We start from the raw sequence: 17367 nt of genomic DNA on the forward strand, positions 1-17367 counted from the left end.
CATGGTGCAATTCATCCTGTTCGCGCCGCTTCTGGGCGCCCTGATCGCGGGCTTCGGCTGGCGCGTCATCGGCGAAAAGGCCGCGATGATCCTGACCACGGGCGTGCTGTTCGTCTGCGCGCTGTTTTCCTGGATCGTGTTTTCCACCTTCGCGGGCGAGACGCAGCACATCCCCGTTATGGACTGGATCGTGTCGGGCGAGTTCAGCAGCCAGTGGGCCATCCGCCTGGATCGCCTGACGGCGATCATGCTGATCGTGGTGACAACGGTGTCGGCGCTCGTTCACCTGTATTCGATGGGCTACATGGCCCATGACGACAACTGGACCCATCACGAACACTACAAGGCGCGCTTCTTCGCCTATCTGTCCTTCTTCACCTTCGCCATGCTGATGCTGGTGACGGCGGACAACCTGCTTCAGATGTTCTTCGGCTGGGAAGGGGTGGGCGTCGCCTCCTACCTGCTGATCGGCTTTTATTACCGCAAGCCTTCGGCCAACGCCGCCGCGATGAAGGCCTTTATCGTCAACCGGGTCGGCGACTTCGGTTTCCTGATGGGGATCTTCGGGCTGTGGTGGATGACGGGTTCCATCCAGTTCGACGCGGTGTTCGCCCAGGTGGACGAACTGGCGCAGGCGCGGATGCAGTTCCTGTGGACCGACTGGAACGCCGCGAACCTGCTGGCGGTGCTGCTGTTCATCGGGGCCATGGGCAAGTCGGCGCAGCTGTTCCTGCACACCTGGCTGCCCGACGCGATGGAAGGCCCGACCCCGGTGTCCGCGCTGATCCACGCCGCGACCATGGTGACGGCGGGCGTGTTCCTGGTCTGCCGCATGTCGCCCTTGTTCGAGTTTGCGCCCGAAGCCAAGATGTTCGTGACGATCATCGGCGCCTCGACCGCGTTCTTCGCCGCGACCGTGGGCCTGGTGCAGAACGACATCAAGCGCGTGATCGCCTATTCGACCTGCTCGCAGCTGGGCTACATGTTCGTGGCGGCAGGCGTGGGCGTGTATTCCGTCGCCATGTTCCACCTGTTCACGCACGCCTTCTTCAAGGCCATGCTGTTCCTGGGCGCGGGTTCGGTGATCCACGCCATGCACCACGAGCAGGACATGCGCAACTATGGCGGGCTGCGCAAGAAGGTGCCCTATACCTTCGCCGCCATGCTGATCGGCACGCTGGCCATCACCGGCGTGGGCATTCCGCTGACCCGTATCGGCTTCGCGGGCTTCCTGTCCAAGGACGCCGTGATCGAAAGCGCCTATGCCTCGGGCGTGGGCTATGCCTTCTGGCTGCTGGTGATCGCGGCGCTGATGACCAGTTTCTATTCGTGGCGGCTGATGTTTCTGACCTTCTGGGGCGAACCGCGCCCGCAAAAGGTCTGGGACGCCGAAATCAAGTCCGAAGAAGAAGTCCAGCCCGTTCCCGGCCACGGGACGCACGGCCACGGGACGCACGGGTATGGCAACCACGGGCATGGCGATCACGGGCATGGCGATTACGGGCATGACGGCCACCACGACCCGCTGCATGCCTATCACCACGCCCACGAAAGCCCTCCGGTGATGACCGTTCCGCTGGCCGTCCTGGCCCTGGGCGCGATCTTCTCGGGCATGATCTGGTATGGCAGCTTCTTCGGCGACGACGTGCAACGGTTCTTCGGCATGCCCGAAGCGGCGCATGAGCAGGCCGAAGGCGGCCATGGAGAGGCGCTGGACGGCGCCGTGGCCGAGGCGCCGCATGGCGAGCCCGAAGGCGCCGCGACCCATGCCGCCGCCGGTGCGGCCAGCGACCCGGCCGAGGAAACGACAGCCGACGGCCACGAGGCCATGGCGGGTTTCGAACAGGGCGCAATCTTCATGCGGTCGGACAACCAGGTCATGCACGACGCCCACTCGGTCCCGGCCTGGGTGAAGCTGTCGCCTTTCGTCGCGATGCTGATCGGGCTTGGGCTGGCATGGCTGATGTATATCCGCTATCCGAACGCGCCCGCGAAACTGGCGGCGCAGCAGCCCGCGTTGTACCGTTTCCTGCTGAACAAGTGGTATTTCGACGAGATTTATCACTTCGTCTTCGTACGGCCCGCGCTGTGGATCGGCCGCGCGCTGTGGACGGGCGGCGACGGAGCGGTTATCGACGGCGCCATCAACGGGGTGGCCATGGGAATCATCCCGCGCCTGACACGCTTCGCCGGTCGCGTGCAGTCGGGCTATCTGTTCCACTACGCCTTTGCGATGGTTGTCGGCATCGTGGGCTTGCTGATCTGGGTGATGATGCGGGGCGCGCACTGACATGACGAACCTTCTTTCGATCATCACCTTCCTGCCCATCGTCGCGGCGGGCATCCTGGCCCTGTTCCTGCGCGGCGAGGACGAGGCCGCGCAGCGCAACGCCAAGTGGCTGGCGCTGATCGCGACCACGGCGACCTTCCTGATCTCGCTTTTCGTGCTGGCGGGCTTCGACCCGGCCGATACCGGCTTCCAGTTCGTCGAGGATCACCCCTGGATCATGGGCCTGCGCTACAAGATGGGGGTGGACGGCATCTCGGTCCTGTTCGTGCTGCTGACGACCTTCCTGATGCCGCTGACGATCCTGTCCACCTGGGACGTGAAGACCCGCGTCAAGGAATACATGATCGCCTTTCTGGTGCTGGAGGGGCTGATGATCGGCGTCTTCACGGCGCTGGACCTGATCCTGTTCTACCTGTTCTTCGAGGCGGGCCTGATCCCGATGTTCCTGATCATCGGCATCTGGGGCGGCGCGAACCGCATCTACGCCACGTTCAAGTTCTTCCTGTACACCTTTCTCGGCTCGGTCCTGATGCTGGTCGCGATGATCGCGATGGCGCGCATGGCGGGAACGACCGATATTGCCGTTTTGCTGGATCCGGCGCGAACCGCCTTTCCGTCGGAAACCGTGCGCGTGCTGGGCCTGACCATTCCGGGCGGGGTGCAGACGCTGCTGTTCCTGGCCTTCTTCGCCTCCTTCGCGGTCAAGATGCCGATGTGGCCGGTCCATACATGGCTGCCCGACGCGCATGTGCAGGCGCCGACCGCGGGTTCGGTGGTGCTGGCGGCGGTGCTGCTGAAGATGGGGGGCTACGGCTTTCTGCGCTTCAGCCTGCCGATGTTCCCGGTCGCCAGCGACCTGTTGCAGCCGCTGGTCTTCTGGATGTCGGCGATCGCCATCGTCTACACCTCGCTGGTGGCCCTGGCGCAGACCGACATGAAGAAGCTGATCGCCTATTCCTCGGTCGCGCACATGGGCTACGTGACGATGGGGGTCTTTGCCGCCAACCAGCAGGGCCTGGACGGGGCGATCTTCCAGATGCTGTCGCACGGCTTCATTTCGGGCGCGCTGTTCCTGTGCGTGGGCGTGATCTACGACCGGATGCACACCCGCGACATCGACGCCTATGGCGGCCTGGTGAACCGGATGCCGGTCTATGCGCTGGTGTTCATGTTCTTCACCATGGCCAACGTGGGCCTGCCCGGCACCTCGGGCTTCGTGGGCGAGTTCCTGACCCTCATGGGCACCTTCAAGGCCAACACCTGGGTGGCCTTTGTCGCCGCGACCGGCGTGATCCTGTCTGCGGGCTATGCGCTGTGGCTTTATCGCCGGGTGACGCTGGGCGCGCTGATCAAGGAAAGCCTGCGGACCATCACCGACATGACCCCGCGCGAAAAGTGGGTCTTCGTGCCGCTGATCGCCATGACGCTGTATCTGGGCGTTTATCCGCGCGCCGTCACCGACATCACCGGCCCCGCCGTCCAGGCGCTGCTGGTCAACTATCACGACGCCCTGCCGCATGACGGACGCGACGGGCTTGCAGTCACCGCCCGGGCGGACACGACTGACGCCAGCCATTGAGGTAAGCACGATGACCGCGCTCGATTTCTCGACCATCCTGCCGGAACTTGTGCTGGCGATCTATGCCCTGGCGGCGCTGATGGCCGGAGCCTATTTCGGCAAGGACGCCCTTTCGCGTCCGATCCTGTGGGCGACCGTGGCCGCGCTGCTGGTGGTCGGCCTTTACGTGGGCTTCGCCGACCGCCCTCAGCAGGTGGCGTTCTTCGGCATGTTCACCGACGACGCGTTTGCCCGCTTCGCCAAGGTCACGGTTCTGATTTCCGCCGCCGCCGTTCTGGCGATGAGCGCGGACTACATGGACCGCCACAAGCTGATGCGGTTCGAATTCCCGATCCTGATCACGCTGGCCGCCATCGGCATGATGCTGATGGTGTCGGCCAGCGACCTGCTGTCGCTCTACATGGGGTTGGAACTGCAATCGCTGGCGCTTTACGTCGCCGCCGCCATGCGCCGCGACAGCGTGAAGTCCTCCGAGGCGGGGTTGAAGTATTTCGTCCTCGGCTCGCTGTCCTCGGGGATGCTGCTATACGGCGCTTCGCTGGTCTACGGCTTCTCGGGCACGACCAGCTTTGCCGGGATCGTGCAGACCGTTGTTGGCGGGCAGCTGTCCGTGGGCCTGCTGTTCGGCCTTGTGTTCCTGCTGGTGGGCCTGGCCTTCAAGGTCTCGGCGGTGCCGTTCCACATGTGGACGCCCGATGTTTACGAAGGCGCGCCGACCCCGGTGACGGCGTTCTTCGCCACCGCGCCCAAGGTCGCGGCCATGGCGCTGATCGCGCGGCTGATGTTCGACGCCTTCGGCAACGTGCCGGGCGATTGGGGCCAGATCATCGCGGCCCTGGCGGTGATGTCGATGTTCCTGGGATCCGTTGCCGGGATCGGGCAGCGCAACATCAAGCGGCTGATGGCCTATTCGTCCATCGCGCATATGGGCTTCGCCCTTGTCGGGCTGGCGGCGGGCACGGCCTTCGGCGTGCAGTCGATGCTGCTCTACATGGCGATCTATGCGGTGATGAACGTCGGCTCGTTCGCCTTCATCCTGTCGATGGAGCGCGACGGCCGCCCCGTCACCGACCTGGACAGCCTGAACCGCTTTGCCCAGGCCGAGCCGCTCAAGGGCTTTGCCGTGCTGTTCCTGATGTTCAGCCTGGCGGGCGTGCCGCCCTTTCTGGGTTTCTTCGCCAAATATGGCGTGCTGACGGCGGCCGTGCAGGCGGGCATGTCCTGGCTGGCGATCCTGGGCGTGATCGCATCCGTCATCGGGGCCTTCTATTATCTGCGCATCGTCTATTACATGTGGTTCGGGGCCGAGAACGAAGGCGTCGAAAGCCGCATGGGCGCGGTGCAATACCTGGCGCTGGTGGTTCCGGCGGCGCTCCTGCTGATCGGCGCCGTGTCGATGTGGGGCGTCGATACCGCCGCGGCGACGGCTGCCGAGTCGCTGGTCAGCATGGCCGCGCCCGCCGAGGCCGTGCTGCTTCTCGATGTCCCGGCCGAGGTTCCTGCCGTTGAGTAACGGCGACCTGCTGGCACCCTGGCCCCAGGGCGTGGCGCGCCATGTCCTGGACCGCGTTGACAGCACCAATGCCGAGGCGATGCGCCTGGCGCCAAGCCTGTCCGGCCCGACCTGGATCATGGCGCGGCAGCAGACCGCCGGGCGCGGGCGGCGGGGCAGGGCGTGGTCCGATCCGCCCGGCAACTTTGCCGCGACCCTGGTCTTGCGCCCGCAAGGCAATCCCGCCGATGCGGCCCGGCTGTCCTTTGTCGCGGCGCTTGCCGTCCATGACGCGCTGCGCCGGCTTTGCGGGCCGCAGCTGAACGTCGCGCTGAAATGGCCGAACGACGTGCTGCTGAACGGCGGCAAGCTGTCGGGGATACTTCTGGAAAGCATCGGCGCGGGCGCGTCCATCCAGGCCCTGGCCATCGGCATCGGCGTCAACCTTGCCGCCGCGCCGGACGCCGCCGCAGTCGAACCCGGCGCTGTCCGCCCGGTCAGCCTGCAAGGCGAAACCGGGCTGACCGTCACGCCGGACGATTTCCTGTCTGCCCTGGCGGCTGCCTTCGACGACTGGCACCGGCAGATGCGCGATTTCGGCTTTGCGCCGATCCGCGCCGCCTGGCTGGCCCGCGCCGCCATGCTGGGCGAGACGATCACCGCGCGCACCGGCACCGCCGAGATCGCCGGCCGCTTCGACGGCATCGACGAGACCGGCGCGCTGATCCTGACCGGGCCGCGCGGCAGGCAGGCGATCCCCGCAGCCGATGTCCATTTCGGCAGGCCCTGACCCATGCTTCTATGCATCGACACCGGCAACACGAACACCGTCTTTTCCATCTGGAACGGCGAACGTTTCCTGGCGCATTGGCGCATCGCCACCGACCACCGGCGCACGGCGGACGAGTACTTCGTCTGGCTGTCCACCCTGATCGAGGGCCAGAAGTTCGACCTGGACATCGACGCCTGCATCATCAGTTCCACCGCGCCGCGCGTGGTCTTCAATCTGCGCGTGCTGTGCAGCCGCTATTTCGACACCCGTCCGCTGGTCGTGGGCAAGCCCGACTGCCTGCTGCCGGTGAACCCGCGCGTGGACAGCGGCACCGTTGTCGGCCCCGACCGGCTGGTCAACACCGTGGGCGCCTTCGACCGGCACGGGCCCGACCTGATCGTCGTGGATTTCGGCACCGCCACCACCTTCGACGTGGTGGACATGGACGGGGCCTATATCGGCGGGGTGATCGCGCCGGGGGTGAACCTGTCGCTGGAGGCGCTGCACATGGGCGCGGCCAGCCTGCCACATGTCGATGTGACCATGCCCGCCAAGGTCATCGGAACCAACACGGTAGCCTGCATCCAGTCGGGGATCTTCTGGGGCTATATCGGCCTTGTGGACGGCGTGGTGGGCCAGATCCGCGCGGAACGGGCGCGGCCGATGAAGGTTATCGCGACCGGGGGGCTTGCGCCCTTGTTCGATCAAGGATTTGACCTGTTCGACGCGATCGAGGACGATCTGACGATGCACGGGCTGCGGCTCATTCACGATTACAACAAGGAGATGGGCAATGGCTGAGCGCCTGATCTATCTGCCGCTGGGCGGCGCGGGCGAAATCGGCATGAACGCCTATGTCTACGGCTATGGCCAACCCGGACGCGAAAGGCTGATCCTGGTGGATCTGGGCGTCAGCTTCGGCGACATGGACGGCAGTCCCGGCATCGACCTGATCATGCCGGACCTGACCTGGCTGGAGGGGAACCGCGACCGGCTGGACGCGATCTTCATCACCCACGGGCACGAGGATCACCTGGGCGCCCTGGGCCACCTGTATGGCCGCCTGAACGTGCCCATCTATGCCCGCCAGTTCACCGGCGCCCTTGTCCGCCTGAAGCTGGAGGATCAGGGCCATTCGCCCTCGGTGGTCAACATCGTGGGTCCGCGCCCCGAGGTGACGCAGGTCGGCCCCTTCACCGTGCAGTTCGTGCCGGTCAGCCACTCGATCCCCGAAAGCGCGGCGCTGATCATCGACACGCCGGCGGGCCGGGTGGTGCACACGGGCGACTTCAAGCTGGACGGCACCCCGGTGGTTGGCGATCCCTTCGATCCGATCGCCTGGCACCACATCGCCGAGGAAGGCAAGGGCATCAAGATCCTGGCCTGCGACAGCACCAACATCTTTTCCCCCAACCCCGGACGGTCCGAGGCGATGCTGGCCAATCCCATCCTGGACTGGGTGATGGCGCAGAAGAACATGGTGGTGGCCACGACCTTCGCCAGCAACATCGCGCGCCTCAAGACCCTGTCCGAGGCCGCCATCGCCGGGGGCCGCAAGGTCTGCCTGCTGGGCCGCGCCATGCGCAAGATGGTGGCCGTGGGCCTGGAAACCGGCGTGCTGACCGATTTCCCCGACACCATCGGCCCCGAGGAAGCCGCCAGCCTGCCCCGCCACCAGGTGATGCTGCTGGCGACCGGCAGCCAGGGCGAGCGCCGCGCCGCCAGCGCGCAACTGTCGCGGGGCCGCTATCTGGGGCTGCAACTCAAGGAAGGTGACAGCTTCCTGTTCAGTTCGAAGACGATCCCGGGCAACGAACGTTCGGTCGGGCGGATCATGAACGCGCTGAGCGAAATGGGCGTCGAGGTCTACGATGCCGACGACGGGCTTTACCACGTGTCGGGCCACGCGAACCGCCCCGACATCGAGGCCCTGCACGAGCTGCTGAAGCCTCAGATCGTCATTCCCATGCATGGCGAGCACCTGCACCTGCGCGAGCACGTGATGCTGGCGCGCGCCAAGGGCATCGCCGCCGAGATCGCGACCAACGGCACGGTGCTGGATCTGACGGGCGACGTGCCGCGCATCGTGGACCAGGTGGAAACCGGACGGCTGTATCTGGACGGCACGGTGCTGATCGGCGCGATGGACGGCGTGGTGCGCGACCGGATCCGCATGGCGCTGAACGGCCATGCGCTTGTCAGCGTGATCGTGGACGAGTACGACAACGTCCTGCCCGACGCCTGGGTGGAACTGATGGGCTTGCCCGGCCGCACGCGGCGCGGCGAGGATCTGGGCGCCCATATCGAAGGCGAGTTGTCCGAGTTCCTTGAAGGCGCCGCTGCCCGCGTGGTGCGCGACGACGCCAAGATGGACGAGGCGATCCGCCGCATCACCCGCCAGGTCGCCATGGAGGAGATCGGCAAGAAGCCCGAGGTGACGGTGATCATCAGCCGCCTGATGGGGGAATAGGGCAGGGTTCTGGCCGCCAATCTTCCTGCCGGATACCTGCTGGGCGAACGGCCTGGCCGGGGCCACCCGGCCCGCCGCGGGCTGATGGTGACCGGCTTGGTCGCCTCGGTCCTGCCGGATCTGGACCTGATCTGGTTCTATCTGGTCAATGGCCGCCAGAACCCGCATCACGAATTCGTCTTTCACTGGCCGCTGTTCTGGGTGGCCGTGGCGCTGATCCTGTGGATTGCCTCTATGGGGCTCGGCCTGCGCGGGGCAATGCCGTTCCTCGGCATCGCGCTTGTTAGCCTGCTTTTGCACATGGTCCCGGACAGCGTGGCAGCCGAAATCGCCTGGCTGATGCCGTTCAGCGATGCGGAGGTCAACCTTGTCGTCGTTCCGGCCCGCCACGACTGGTGGGTGCACAGCTTCGTGCTGCACTGGACCTTTCTTTTGGAACTGACGATCTGCGGATGGGCGGCTCTGGTCCTTGCGGGTAACCGAAGGAACGCGGCGCAGGCTTGACCCTGCGCCCCGCGCGGTGCAATCCCGCCCCATGTCAGACTCGTCCAAATCCGCCTTCGATCCGAACCCGCCGCGCCGCAACTTCTATGGGCGGCGGCACGGCAAGACCCTGCGGCAAAGCCAAAAGGGCTATCTGTCCGAGGATCTGGGCGATCTTCGCCCGCGCGGCATTACCGTGCAGGACAACCCGGACCGTCGCCCCATCGACCCCCGTGCGATCTTCGGAGACGACCGCCCGGTCTGGCTGGAGGTTGGCTTCGGCGGGGGCGAACACATGGTCCACATGGCCGCCCGGTACCCCGGCATCGGCATCGTCGGCTGCGAGCCTTTCATCAACGGCGTCGCCATGCTGCTGGGCAAGATCCGCAATGCGGGCGTCACCAACGTCAGCGTCCATCCGGGCGACGCGCGCGACCTGATGGACGTGCTGCCCGACGCCTCGATCAGCCGCGCCTTTCTGAACTATCCCGACCCCTGGCCCAAGGCGCGGCACCACCGCCGCCGCTTCGTGACGCCCGAACACCTGATCCCGCTGGCCCGCGTGATGAAGCCCGGGGCCGAGTTCCGGGTGGCGACCGACATCCCCGACTACATGCGCCAGACGCTGGAGGAGGTGCCGCGCGCAGGCTTCGACCTTGTGGCCGAGACGCCGCTGGCCTGGGAAGACTGGCTCAGCACCCGCTACGAGCAGAAGGCCCTGCGCGAGGGCCGCGTGCCGCATTACGCGACCTTCCGGCGCAAGGGCCGGGACGACGTTTTCGGTTGAAGTCGCCCCAAAAACCCCTTGTCTCTGTCCGTGCCCGCTCATATACCCGCCGGCGGAGTGGTGGCCGAGTGGTCGAAGGCACACCCCTGCTAAGGGTGCAGGCGGGAAACCGTCTCGAGGGTTCGAATCCCTTCCACTCCGCCACTTGCCCTTGAGAAAGCGTTCTCCCGATCCGGCTGCGGCCGGATTTTTCCGTTGTTTTCGGGGGTTATGCGGGAGGGGCTGTTAACCGGCCCACGTCCCGAAGGGCGCACACGCGTTCTCTCCGGGCCGATATTCTCCGGACCTGTTAACCGCCGCGCTTCCGGTGAATAGCCGTAAGTCATTGTTTTCAAGTGATATTTCGAAGCCCGTGATGCACGCGATTTGGAAAATCCATCTGGATGGCGAATGGAACAGAGATCGAACGCCGCCCGTTGCGCCGCGGTTAGGCTGCAGCTGGGACCAATTTCACCCCAGCCGCTGTTCGTGCTTTGTGCTGAGTCAGCTGCGTGTTACCGTTGTGAAAAAGTGTGAGGCGAGCAGTTGGCCCAGAGGTCAGACATCGAATGGACGGACGCGACGTGGAACCCGGTGACGGGCTGCACCAAGGTCGGTCCCGGTTGTGACAACTGCTACGCCGAGCGGTTCGCAGAGCGCTGGCGTGGAATCCCTGGACACCCCTACGAGCAGGGCTTTGACCTGACACTCTGGTCGTCGAGGCTGTAGGCCTTGGCCCGGTCGGGGATTCCGTCGTCCGAATTCTTCATCATCCAGGCGAACGGAACAGCCGCCGCCGAGAAGGCCGCATGATGAAATCCGCTTTCCTGAAAATGCTTGTATCTGGGATCGTGGCTATACGGGTGGCGGACCCTGCGCGTATAACCAAAAGGTGCCATAAACGCTCTGCGTTCTGCGGCGCATGCAGGTAGCCGAACGCCCTCAGTATCCCAATTGGTTCCCGCAACACTCGTTTCGAAATCGTCATCCTTGGTTTCCGCCACTCTTGGCAGGATCAAGCAGGATGTATTTCCCCGAGGATTGGCGCAGATCTTACCCGCCCAGCGACTGTCGTGCCATGGCACCCGTACAGAAACGTGCATGGTGGGCAAGCGTCTTGCTCCGGCGATCATTGGCATTCCTTCCTGCAGGGCACTCGCGCGCTGCTTCAAGTATCAAAAAAGCGCCTGCAGAAGTGATAGGCGAGCCGGTCTTTGAAATTAATGATGTTGTCTTCAACGGTCATGATCTCACAGTGATTGGTACCGCCGTTCGCCGGTCCTCTGAGGCCTCGGCCAACCATCTGCATGTAGAGTACGGGGCTGAAGACAGGTCTTGAGATCAGGACCATGTCGGCCTTTGGAGCATCGAAGCCGGTAGTCAGGACGCTGTGATTGCAGATTACCCGTAGATCGCCGGCACGGAACCGTCGTGTGAAGTGCTGCCTCGCAAGCCGGTCCGTCTGCCCGCTGACAGCGGCAGCAGGGCAACCTGCAAGATGTAGTCTCGCCGCAAGGTACTGCGCGTGGGCGACAGAGTTGGCGAACAGGAGGATGGACTCCGCCTTGCTGTTCACGATGGCATCGATGATCAGATCATTCCGGTCGGAATCTTCGCCCATCCGGTCCACGACGCTGTCGGGAAGCTCTCCAAAGGTATCGACGTGCTGCTGTTCGCGCTCGGTCAGTGTAATCGGCCTGTCGTAGCGAAGTGGACGATAGCTTCGGTCCGCCAGCACGCCCATCTCGGAGAGCTTGTCGTGAAGGCCAGCCTGGTCGGACGGAAACCAGCGACGGTCAAAGCGCGCCGCAAGCCGTTCCGACTCGTCCTCATTGTACCCGCGCCATGGCGTAGCACTTAGGCCCAGAACGGGCGCTTCACGCTCTCGCGCTCGCTCGCTGCCGACCTGAACATCGAGCCAACGCAAAAGGTCTGTGTAGCTCGAGGTTATCGCGTGATGGCACTCATCGATGATGATGATCCCGGATTGGGCGACCCATGCCAGTTCGGGACGACCACTACGGCTGTTCAAGGTCTGGATGCTCGCAATTACCACGGTTGGTTCATCGCCTTCCGGCGGCGAAGGGTTTCGTTGACCGCCCCATAGCCGCACGATGCGGAGGTCTTCGCCGGGCTCTCCCACGTTGACCCAGAGCTGACGAAAGCACTGGACAGCCTGCTCGCAAAGTTCATCGGTCTGGGCAATCCAGAGTGCAGTTCGACGTCCATCACCTTGCAAGACCAGCCTCACGACAGCCTCGGCAGCGACACGCGTCTTGCCGCCGCCTGTGGGCAGGCTGACCACAGCCCGGCGGCGACCGGCGTCGGTGTTGAGAAGCGAACCTATGCTCGTCAGGATATCTTCCTGGTAGTCGTGGAGCGGTGGTAGGTGAAGGGGCCCGCTGACAGACAATTCTGCATCTCGGCGGCCTCCGACCGAGGCGGCAAACTCGATCGGGAAGCCAAGTTCTTGCACGAACACGCGCGCTTGCTCCCCGCCCCAGCGTTTGGGAGGCGCAAGCCCCCGAAGCTCGAGTGCGTCTCTCAGCCTGCTGAGCAACGTTGGTCCGTGAACCGCCAGCGCCAACCGAGCGAGGCTTTCCGGATCGACATGGTTCTCTACGGCTTGACGGGTAGCAGGGGTCAGAGTTCCGAGTAGGGTCTCGATGTCACCGCCAATCGCTTTCAGCAATCTGAGCTCAAGCGACCTCTCATCTCGAACTGCCTTTCGCGCCTCGTCTGATCTGCGATCCATTATTCGGGAAAGGATTTCTTCCAGATCTGCGCCATCGTGAATGATCCCATGGCGCGCGAGGCAGCGAAGCAGTAGTTCAACACCTTCCTTCCAGCCGCGACTGCCGAACTGCTCACGGTCGATAAGAAACGCGCCGTCGGCGTCCATTCCGACTGTCACCGCTCGCCTGAAAGGCCCGACACTTTCTTCAAGGCCGCTGACCCAGACGGCCGGGATCGTCCTCAGCACCTCAGAGTCTTCCTGCGCTGCAGCCAACTCGGGGAAAAGATCGAGGAGGTGCGACGGCGCCGATAGACGCTTCTCGAATGACATCGACGGCCCGGCGCCGAGCTCCATCGCGCCGGCTGCCACCCATGCCGAAGCCACATCCTCGGACAACAAGATTATCCTGCCATCGTCGAGATCGTGCCCGACGCTCTCATCGGCGGTCACATAGATTTCCGACAGCGGGAGAGCGCCGTCGGCGCTGGGCAAGGTGGCTGGAATGGCACCGTCAGCATGTGCCATCTCCCATACCGGCCGCAGGGCCTTGAAGTCCCTTTTTCTTTCCGAAACTGAAGTGAAGACTTGCTCCCAGAAACGCGCGGTGGCCTCTCGCGTGAGTTTGGCCCTGCGCCAGGTGAAGCGAGATCCCAAGTCCGTCTCAGCATCCCTTGCCCGGAGAAAGCCTTCAACAGGCTTGAACCCCTGGACTTCAGCCTCAGCCAAGATCTCAGCAAGTTCTGGGGGGATGCACTTTAGCGGCACTACGAGGTTGCCGACGCGTATGCGTCCATGCTCCGTCAGCCAGAAATAGGCTGGATGCGATGCCGTCACCTTCGGGTAGGCGTCCGCACGTGTCGGATGTACGATGGTCACCCTAGACGCATTTTCGGCGAATTGCGCGATCGCACCCAGCAGCATCCGACTCAGCTGTGCGGAACTCGCCGTAGGCAGCACCGGAAGCAGCCGCCACCCTGACGGCATGCGTATCGAATAGCTCGAGAACTTGGGTAAGTATCGTGGCGTGCTTCCGGAGTGCTCCCTGCAAATCTCATCGAAACCAGGGCTCAACAAGCGGAGATAGTCCTTGAAGTCCGGATCGTCTCGGTCCGCGGACTCCTCGATACCGGGGAACTCCGACAGCCAGTCCGATGGGACCGTGGTTTCGATCTGCTGCCGAAATTGCGGGTCCATGACATGATCCTCGGGAAATCCCGATGGAGTCTCCCGTACAATCAACAGGCTCCGGCTTGTCCAATTTCCGGATACTGCGCGGAATTTGGTGCGCTCCGGATCAAGCTCATCAATGTATTCCTGCCTCGCTTCCTGTGGCGCCGAGGCAATGTTGTACCAGAAGTTCTCCCAGTCTTCTGGCCGATTGGAATCCTCGGCGGTCGTCAGCGAGGCCTCGAGAATGTCGGACCACGATGCAGATGCCAATTCGGTGACATCCATCAGATTGACGAGGATATCGCGGGCCTCCTTGTCCGAAACAAGTCCCTCAGCAACCGCTAGAAAGCCTGCGGGCGGCGCTGATCCGGATACAATCACTGCTTCCGAAGGGGCGGCCAAACCCCCATCTGCGGTGGGTATAAGGCATGCTTCTGGAACGCTGAACAGTCCGTATTTGAACTTCTCCCTCAGTAGGTTACCGGTGAACGCCAAGGTCCGTCTCGCCATGGCGAGATCTGTGTGCGCAATGCAGTCGAGCCATTTATTGGCGGGCGATTTCGCCAAGACCTGCATGTCCCGGCGCTTTGCTTCCGTGACGAGGGCATTCAATCGCGATACCCTTGCCTCGGACGAATAGCAGTCTGGATGCAGGTAACGATCCCGCGCATCCGCGCTCGCAAGGTCGGCCCACGATCTGCAGATCTCCGTGTCCTCAACGAAATGCCGCAGGAGCTGGCTTGGACTGCGCGGGATGCCATTCACGTCAGCCAACACTTCAGACGAAACGATCTGGTCCCAGAGAGACCGAATGAGTGGCACGGCGATTTCGTCCTGCCGTTCCGGTTGACGCGGGAACGCACTTACGGCGGCCCCACAGTCCTCGGGTGTCGACAACGCCGTGAGCGAGCCGCTTATCAGGTCGGCCGCGGCTTGCATGATCGCTTCGTTCCATGGACCTCGGATCAGGTTGGTCCTGTCACTGTTGAGTTTCCACGGTGCGTTGAGGATGCCCGAAGTGCGGCTTTGCGTTTCTGTCGGGAAGAACGCCCAGAAGCGACCAGCTTGTTCGCGACCACCGACCGGCACCGCCCACGACAGTGGAACTTGTTCCCTCGCCTGGATGTGTGTTGCGTCGGAGCGCGCGGCCGGGCTGTCGACCTTTACCGACGCCTCGAAGACCTTCCATCGGGCCTCGTTGGTTCCGTCGCTCACAACCGCGAGCCCGTCTTCAATCCGCTTGGTCAAGAGACGGGGTGCAGCACCTTCCACTTCCAGCTCGAGGGAGATTGCCGAGGGCAGGAATAGCAGAAACTCGGCCGGGAAATCTGCAATCTCCTGGCTTAGTCGCTCGAACGCGGTCTCATCCGCAATTTCCGCTGAAACGACGGTGGTTGCCCAGTTCCATCTGCTCGCTTCTGATAGCGGGCTACTTTCGGCGGCGGGATCTAGCACCTCGGCAAGCCGCATGCCGGGCGCGGGAGCATCCTTGGCAAGACCAAGATGTCGACGAATCCGATCACGGCAGGCCTCGGGGTCGAAGCGCAGACCTACAGATCTGGATGTTAGGTCAACGCGACCGCCCAGCTTGAGCAGCGACTTGAACCCGATACCAAACCGTCCAATCTGATTGCCGCGCTTGGGGGAGCTGCGGGCATTAAGAAGCGCTACAATTCCCGGTTCATCCAGGGCGGCGCCGGTATTGGCCGCCTCCAACCGATTGGGGGAGAGACGGACATGAATCCGCCCTTGGGGCTCCGCGGCCTCGAGGATCGCGTCGGCAGCGTTCTGCACCAGTTCGTACAACTGTCGATAGGCGTATCCGCCTGACAGGACTTCGTTCTCGGTCTCGAAATGCTCGGCCGCGTCACGCGGCTGTGCTTCGTAGGCCTTAAGGCGCTTTCGGCATTCGTCATGAACGAACTCTGCCAGTTGCTCTAGATCGGATTCCTGGTTGCGAACATCCATGCACGCCTCAAATACCTCAATGGAAACATCTGCGTAGGCTGTTCCCGCACGCCATCATCCTGTTTGCCAGACTAGCCGCGAGAGATGGGGAGCGGCAACTGCTTACGAGAGCATCGCCTCCCTCGTTCAGCGACGCAGGTGTCGGGAGCGACGCCATTCGTCGGTGAGGTATCGGGGGGCCTGAATGGTTTCAATATATAGATCAATGACTTATACTGGAGAAGGTTGGATATCAGGCCCATCCCCTCCGCCACTTGCCCTCGCGAAAGCGTTCTCCCGATCCGGCGGCGGCCGGATTTTCTTGTTGTTTTCGAGGGTTGTGCGGGTAGGGCTGAGCACCGGCCCCACCGCCAGGCTGCCCGAAATCGGTCTCTCGGGCCGATATTCTCCGGACCTGATGACTGCGCCAGTTTGGTGAATTGCTTGCAAGTATCGGAAAATCAATCGATTTTCTTCGGGTCGAGAAGAACACTTCGATTTCGGGGACACGTAGCGGACGGAACCGAAAGCGAACTTGTTCTTCGTTAGCGCCACCGCGCACGCCCTCCGCAGCTTTCAGCTATCTGTCGTTGTTCGGCCATGTAGACGCTCGTGTTCTGGGTTGCGTACCTTAACGAAGGACGATCCAAAAAGCAGGTTCCGGCAGACCGATGGTGCTGCCACGCCTCTCACAGCCACGATTGAGAAGGCGAGATTGTGTGCCGACTCGACCCGGCTACACCGAGTGTATAGCTTGCGTGAAAAATCATCTCGGGCAGTGAAGAATGAGTCTTGATACAAAAGAAGTTCTACGGATCGCAGGCGATCACCTAAAGGAATTGTCCGGGCACAGGTTCGACGTCTTGACGGTCGAACCCCCGGTATCACCTGAAGCGGCGGTCAATCTCTCGAAGATCATCTCGAAGTTATCGCCGATCCTGGGCAATCTGATCGAGTTCAACGTGGTCGAATACCTCGACGATCAGGAAGAGTTCGCAGGCCAGGGGACATGGCTTCGTCAGGACCCGGGGTTTCCGGATGCCGTTTTCGACGGAGTGACACCGCAGCCGGGGTTTGAGATCAAGGCATGGTTTCCGCTATCGACCGAAATCACCGCCCGTTTCAAGGACAGCCAGAACCACTTCACGGACAACAATACAGACGTCTGCATGCTGGCGTGGCTTCCGGAGAAGATCCTCTATGGGAAGCCCCAGATCATTGACGTCGTGATCGTTTCCGGCCGGTCAGTGGCTGAGGCAAGGGACAACCACTACCACAACCCGCCACACTACCTGGTACGGGAGCCTGAAAACACGGAAAATCGGACCAGCAATCTCCAGCAGACGAATACGAATGGCTACCGTATTCAAGATCCGACCGAGGATCAGTTGCGGCGGGCAAATGAACTAATCGAGTCGTGGGGGCCTGATGGGCGGAAATATCAACCCACTCACGAATACCAGGAGAAGCTACGCGAGTTGATGTCCATCGCGAACTACCGTCTGGACACGAATTACGCGAAGATGGATCGCATCGTTCATCCGGGCCTTGAAGAGTTCAAGAGCCGCGTGCTGAAGCTAAAGAGTAACCACCCGATTTCCACCGCCTGCCTGAGCGTGGGGTGATCGGCTAAGACACGTGCATAGCGACGTCGTTAACGA

General features: G+C 62.9%; 12 protein-coding genes and 1 tRNA gene. 11 read left to right on the forward strand and 2 right to left on the reverse strand.

The genetic code is table 11. The features are described 5' to 3' along the window. The first annotated feature begins 1 nt into the window (after nucleotide 1). The 10 genes from nuoL to ACFOM8_RS15235 all read left to right on the forward strand — a co-directional run bounded on the left by nuoL (nucleotide 2) and on the right by ACFOM8_RS15235 (nucleotide 10581). Nucleotides 2-2290, forward strand: coding sequence for an NADH-quinone oxidoreductase subunit L (gene nuoL, locus ACFOM8_RS15190; protein ID WP_377762768.1), 2289 nt, complete (start codon nucleotides 2-4; stop codon nucleotides 2288-2290). 1 nt (nucleotide 2291) lies between these two features. Continuing rightward, complete coding sequence (locus tag ACFOM8_RS15195; RefSeq protein WP_377762770.1) at nucleotides 2292-3869, forward strand: NADH-quinone oxidoreductase subunit M; 1578 nt, start codon at nucleotides 2292-2294, stop codon at nucleotides 3867-3869. Nucleotides 3870-3879: 10 nt separating this feature from the next. Beyond that, nucleotides 3880-5382, forward strand: coding sequence for an NADH-quinone oxidoreductase subunit NuoN (gene nuoN / locus ACFOM8_RS15200; RefSeq protein WP_377762772.1), 1503 nt, complete (start codon nucleotides 3880-3882; stop codon nucleotides 5380-5382). A 10-nt stretch (nucleotides 5383-5392) separates the two neighbouring features. Beyond that, nucleotides 5393-6151: a biotin--[acetyl-CoA-carboxylase] ligase gene (locus ACFOM8_RS15205; protein WP_377762782.1), complete on the forward strand. Its 759-nt coding sequence runs from the start codon at nucleotides 5393-5395 to the stop codon at nucleotides 6149-6151. A gap of 3 nt (nucleotides 6152-6154) precedes the next feature. Beyond that, nucleotides 6155-6934: a type III pantothenate kinase gene (locus ACFOM8_RS15210; RefSeq protein WP_377762774.1), complete on the forward strand. Its 780-nt coding sequence runs from the start codon at nucleotides 6155-6157 to the stop codon at nucleotides 6932-6934. Further along, nucleotides 6927-8603: a ribonuclease J gene (locus ACFOM8_RS15215; protein ID WP_377762775.1), complete on the forward strand. Its 1677-nt coding sequence runs from the start codon at nucleotides 6927-6929 to the stop codon at nucleotides 8601-8603. The genes ACFOM8_RS15210 and ACFOM8_RS15215 overlap by 8 nt, the downstream gene beginning before the upstream one ends. Before the next feature lie 39 nt (nucleotides 8604-8642). Continuing rightward, nucleotides 8643-9107 (forward strand): metal-dependent hydrolase, encoded by a 465-nt coding sequence (locus ACFOM8_RS15220; RefSeq protein WP_377762783.1) that lies wholly within the window; start codon nucleotides 8643-8645, stop codon nucleotides 9105-9107. Nucleotides 9108-9138: 31 nt separating this feature from the next. Then, entirely contained in the window at nucleotides 9139-9873 is a 735-nt protein-coding gene (gene trmB, locus ACFOM8_RS15225) for a tRNA (guanine(46)-N(7))-methyltransferase TrmB (RefSeq protein ID WP_377762777.1), read from the forward strand. A 54-nt stretch (nucleotides 9874-9927) separates the two neighbouring features. Next, a tRNA-Ser gene (locus ACFOM8_RS15230) sits at nucleotides 9928-10017 on the forward strand. Between the two features lie 429 nt (nucleotides 10018-10446). Beyond that, on the forward strand, nucleotides 10447-10581 hold the full coding sequence (locus tag ACFOM8_RS15235) for a DUF5131 family protein (RefSeq protein ID WP_377762785.1): 135 nt from the start codon (nucleotides 10447-10449) through the stop codon (nucleotides 10579-10581). Here ACFOM8_RS15235 and ACFOM8_RS15240 read toward each other — a convergent pair. Continuing rightward, nucleotides 10536-10985 (reverse strand): hypothetical protein, encoded by a 450-nt coding sequence (locus ACFOM8_RS15240; protein WP_377762787.1) that lies wholly within the window; start codon nucleotides 10983-10985, stop codon nucleotides 10536-10538. The genes ACFOM8_RS15235 and ACFOM8_RS15240 overlap by 46 nt on opposite strands. Before the next feature lie 35 nt (nucleotides 10986-11020). Further along, on the reverse strand, nucleotides 11021-15727 hold the full coding sequence (locus ACFOM8_RS15245) for a DEAD/DEAH box helicase family protein (protein WP_377762778.1): 4707 nt from the start codon (nucleotides 15725-15727) through the stop codon (nucleotides 11021-11023). 842 nt (nucleotides 15728-16569) lie between these two features. Between ACFOM8_RS15245 and ACFOM8_RS15250 the strand changes: the two genes are divergently transcribed. Continuing rightward, a complete protein-coding gene (locus ACFOM8_RS15250) occupies nucleotides 16570-17331 on the forward strand; it encodes a hypothetical protein (protein WP_377762780.1) in 762 nt (253 codons plus the stop codon). Nucleotides 17332-17367 lie beyond the last annotated feature (36 nt).

Origin of the sequence: Paracoccus angustae (genome assembly GCF_042648745.1) — a bacterium.
In the GTDB taxonomy this organism is placed as follows: domain Bacteria; phylum Pseudomonadota; class Alphaproteobacteria; order Rhodobacterales; family Rhodobacteraceae; genus Paracoccus; species Paracoccus angustae.

What these genes read in the sequence shown, in the direction of transcription:
- ACFOM8_RS15245 (WP_377762778.1), bottom strand. Translation starts at nt 15,727, where the DNA reads ATGGATGTTCGCAACCAGGAATCCGATCTAGAGCAACTGGCAGAGTTC.
- trmB (WP_377762777.1), top strand. Translation starts at nt 9,139, where the DNA reads ATGTCAGACTCGTCCAAATCCGCCTTCGATCCGAACCCGCCGCGCCGC.
- ACFOM8_RS15215 (WP_377762775.1), top strand. Translation starts at nt 6,927, where the DNA reads ATGGCTGAGCGCCTGATCTATCTGCCGCTGGGCGGCGCGGGCGAAATC.
- ACFOM8_RS15195 (WP_377762770.1), top strand. Translation starts at nt 2,292, where the DNA reads ATGACGAACCTTCTTTCGATCATCACCTTCCTGCCCATCGTCGCGGCG.
- ACFOM8_RS15210 (WP_377762774.1), top strand. Translation starts at nt 6,155, where the DNA reads ATGCTTCTATGCATCGACACCGGCAACACGAACACCGTCTTTTCCATC.
- nuoL (WP_377762768.1), top strand. Translation starts at nt 2, where the DNA reads ATGGTGCAATTCATCCTGTTCGCGCCGCTTCTGGGCGCCCTGATCGCG.
- nuoN (WP_377762772.1), top strand. Translation starts at nt 3,880, where the DNA reads ATGACCGCGCTCGATTTCTCGACCATCCTGCCGGAACTTGTGCTGGCG.
- ACFOM8_RS15240 (WP_377762787.1), bottom strand. Translation starts at nt 10,985, where the DNA reads ATGATCGCCGGAGCAAGACGCTTGCCCACCATGCACGTTTCTGTACGG.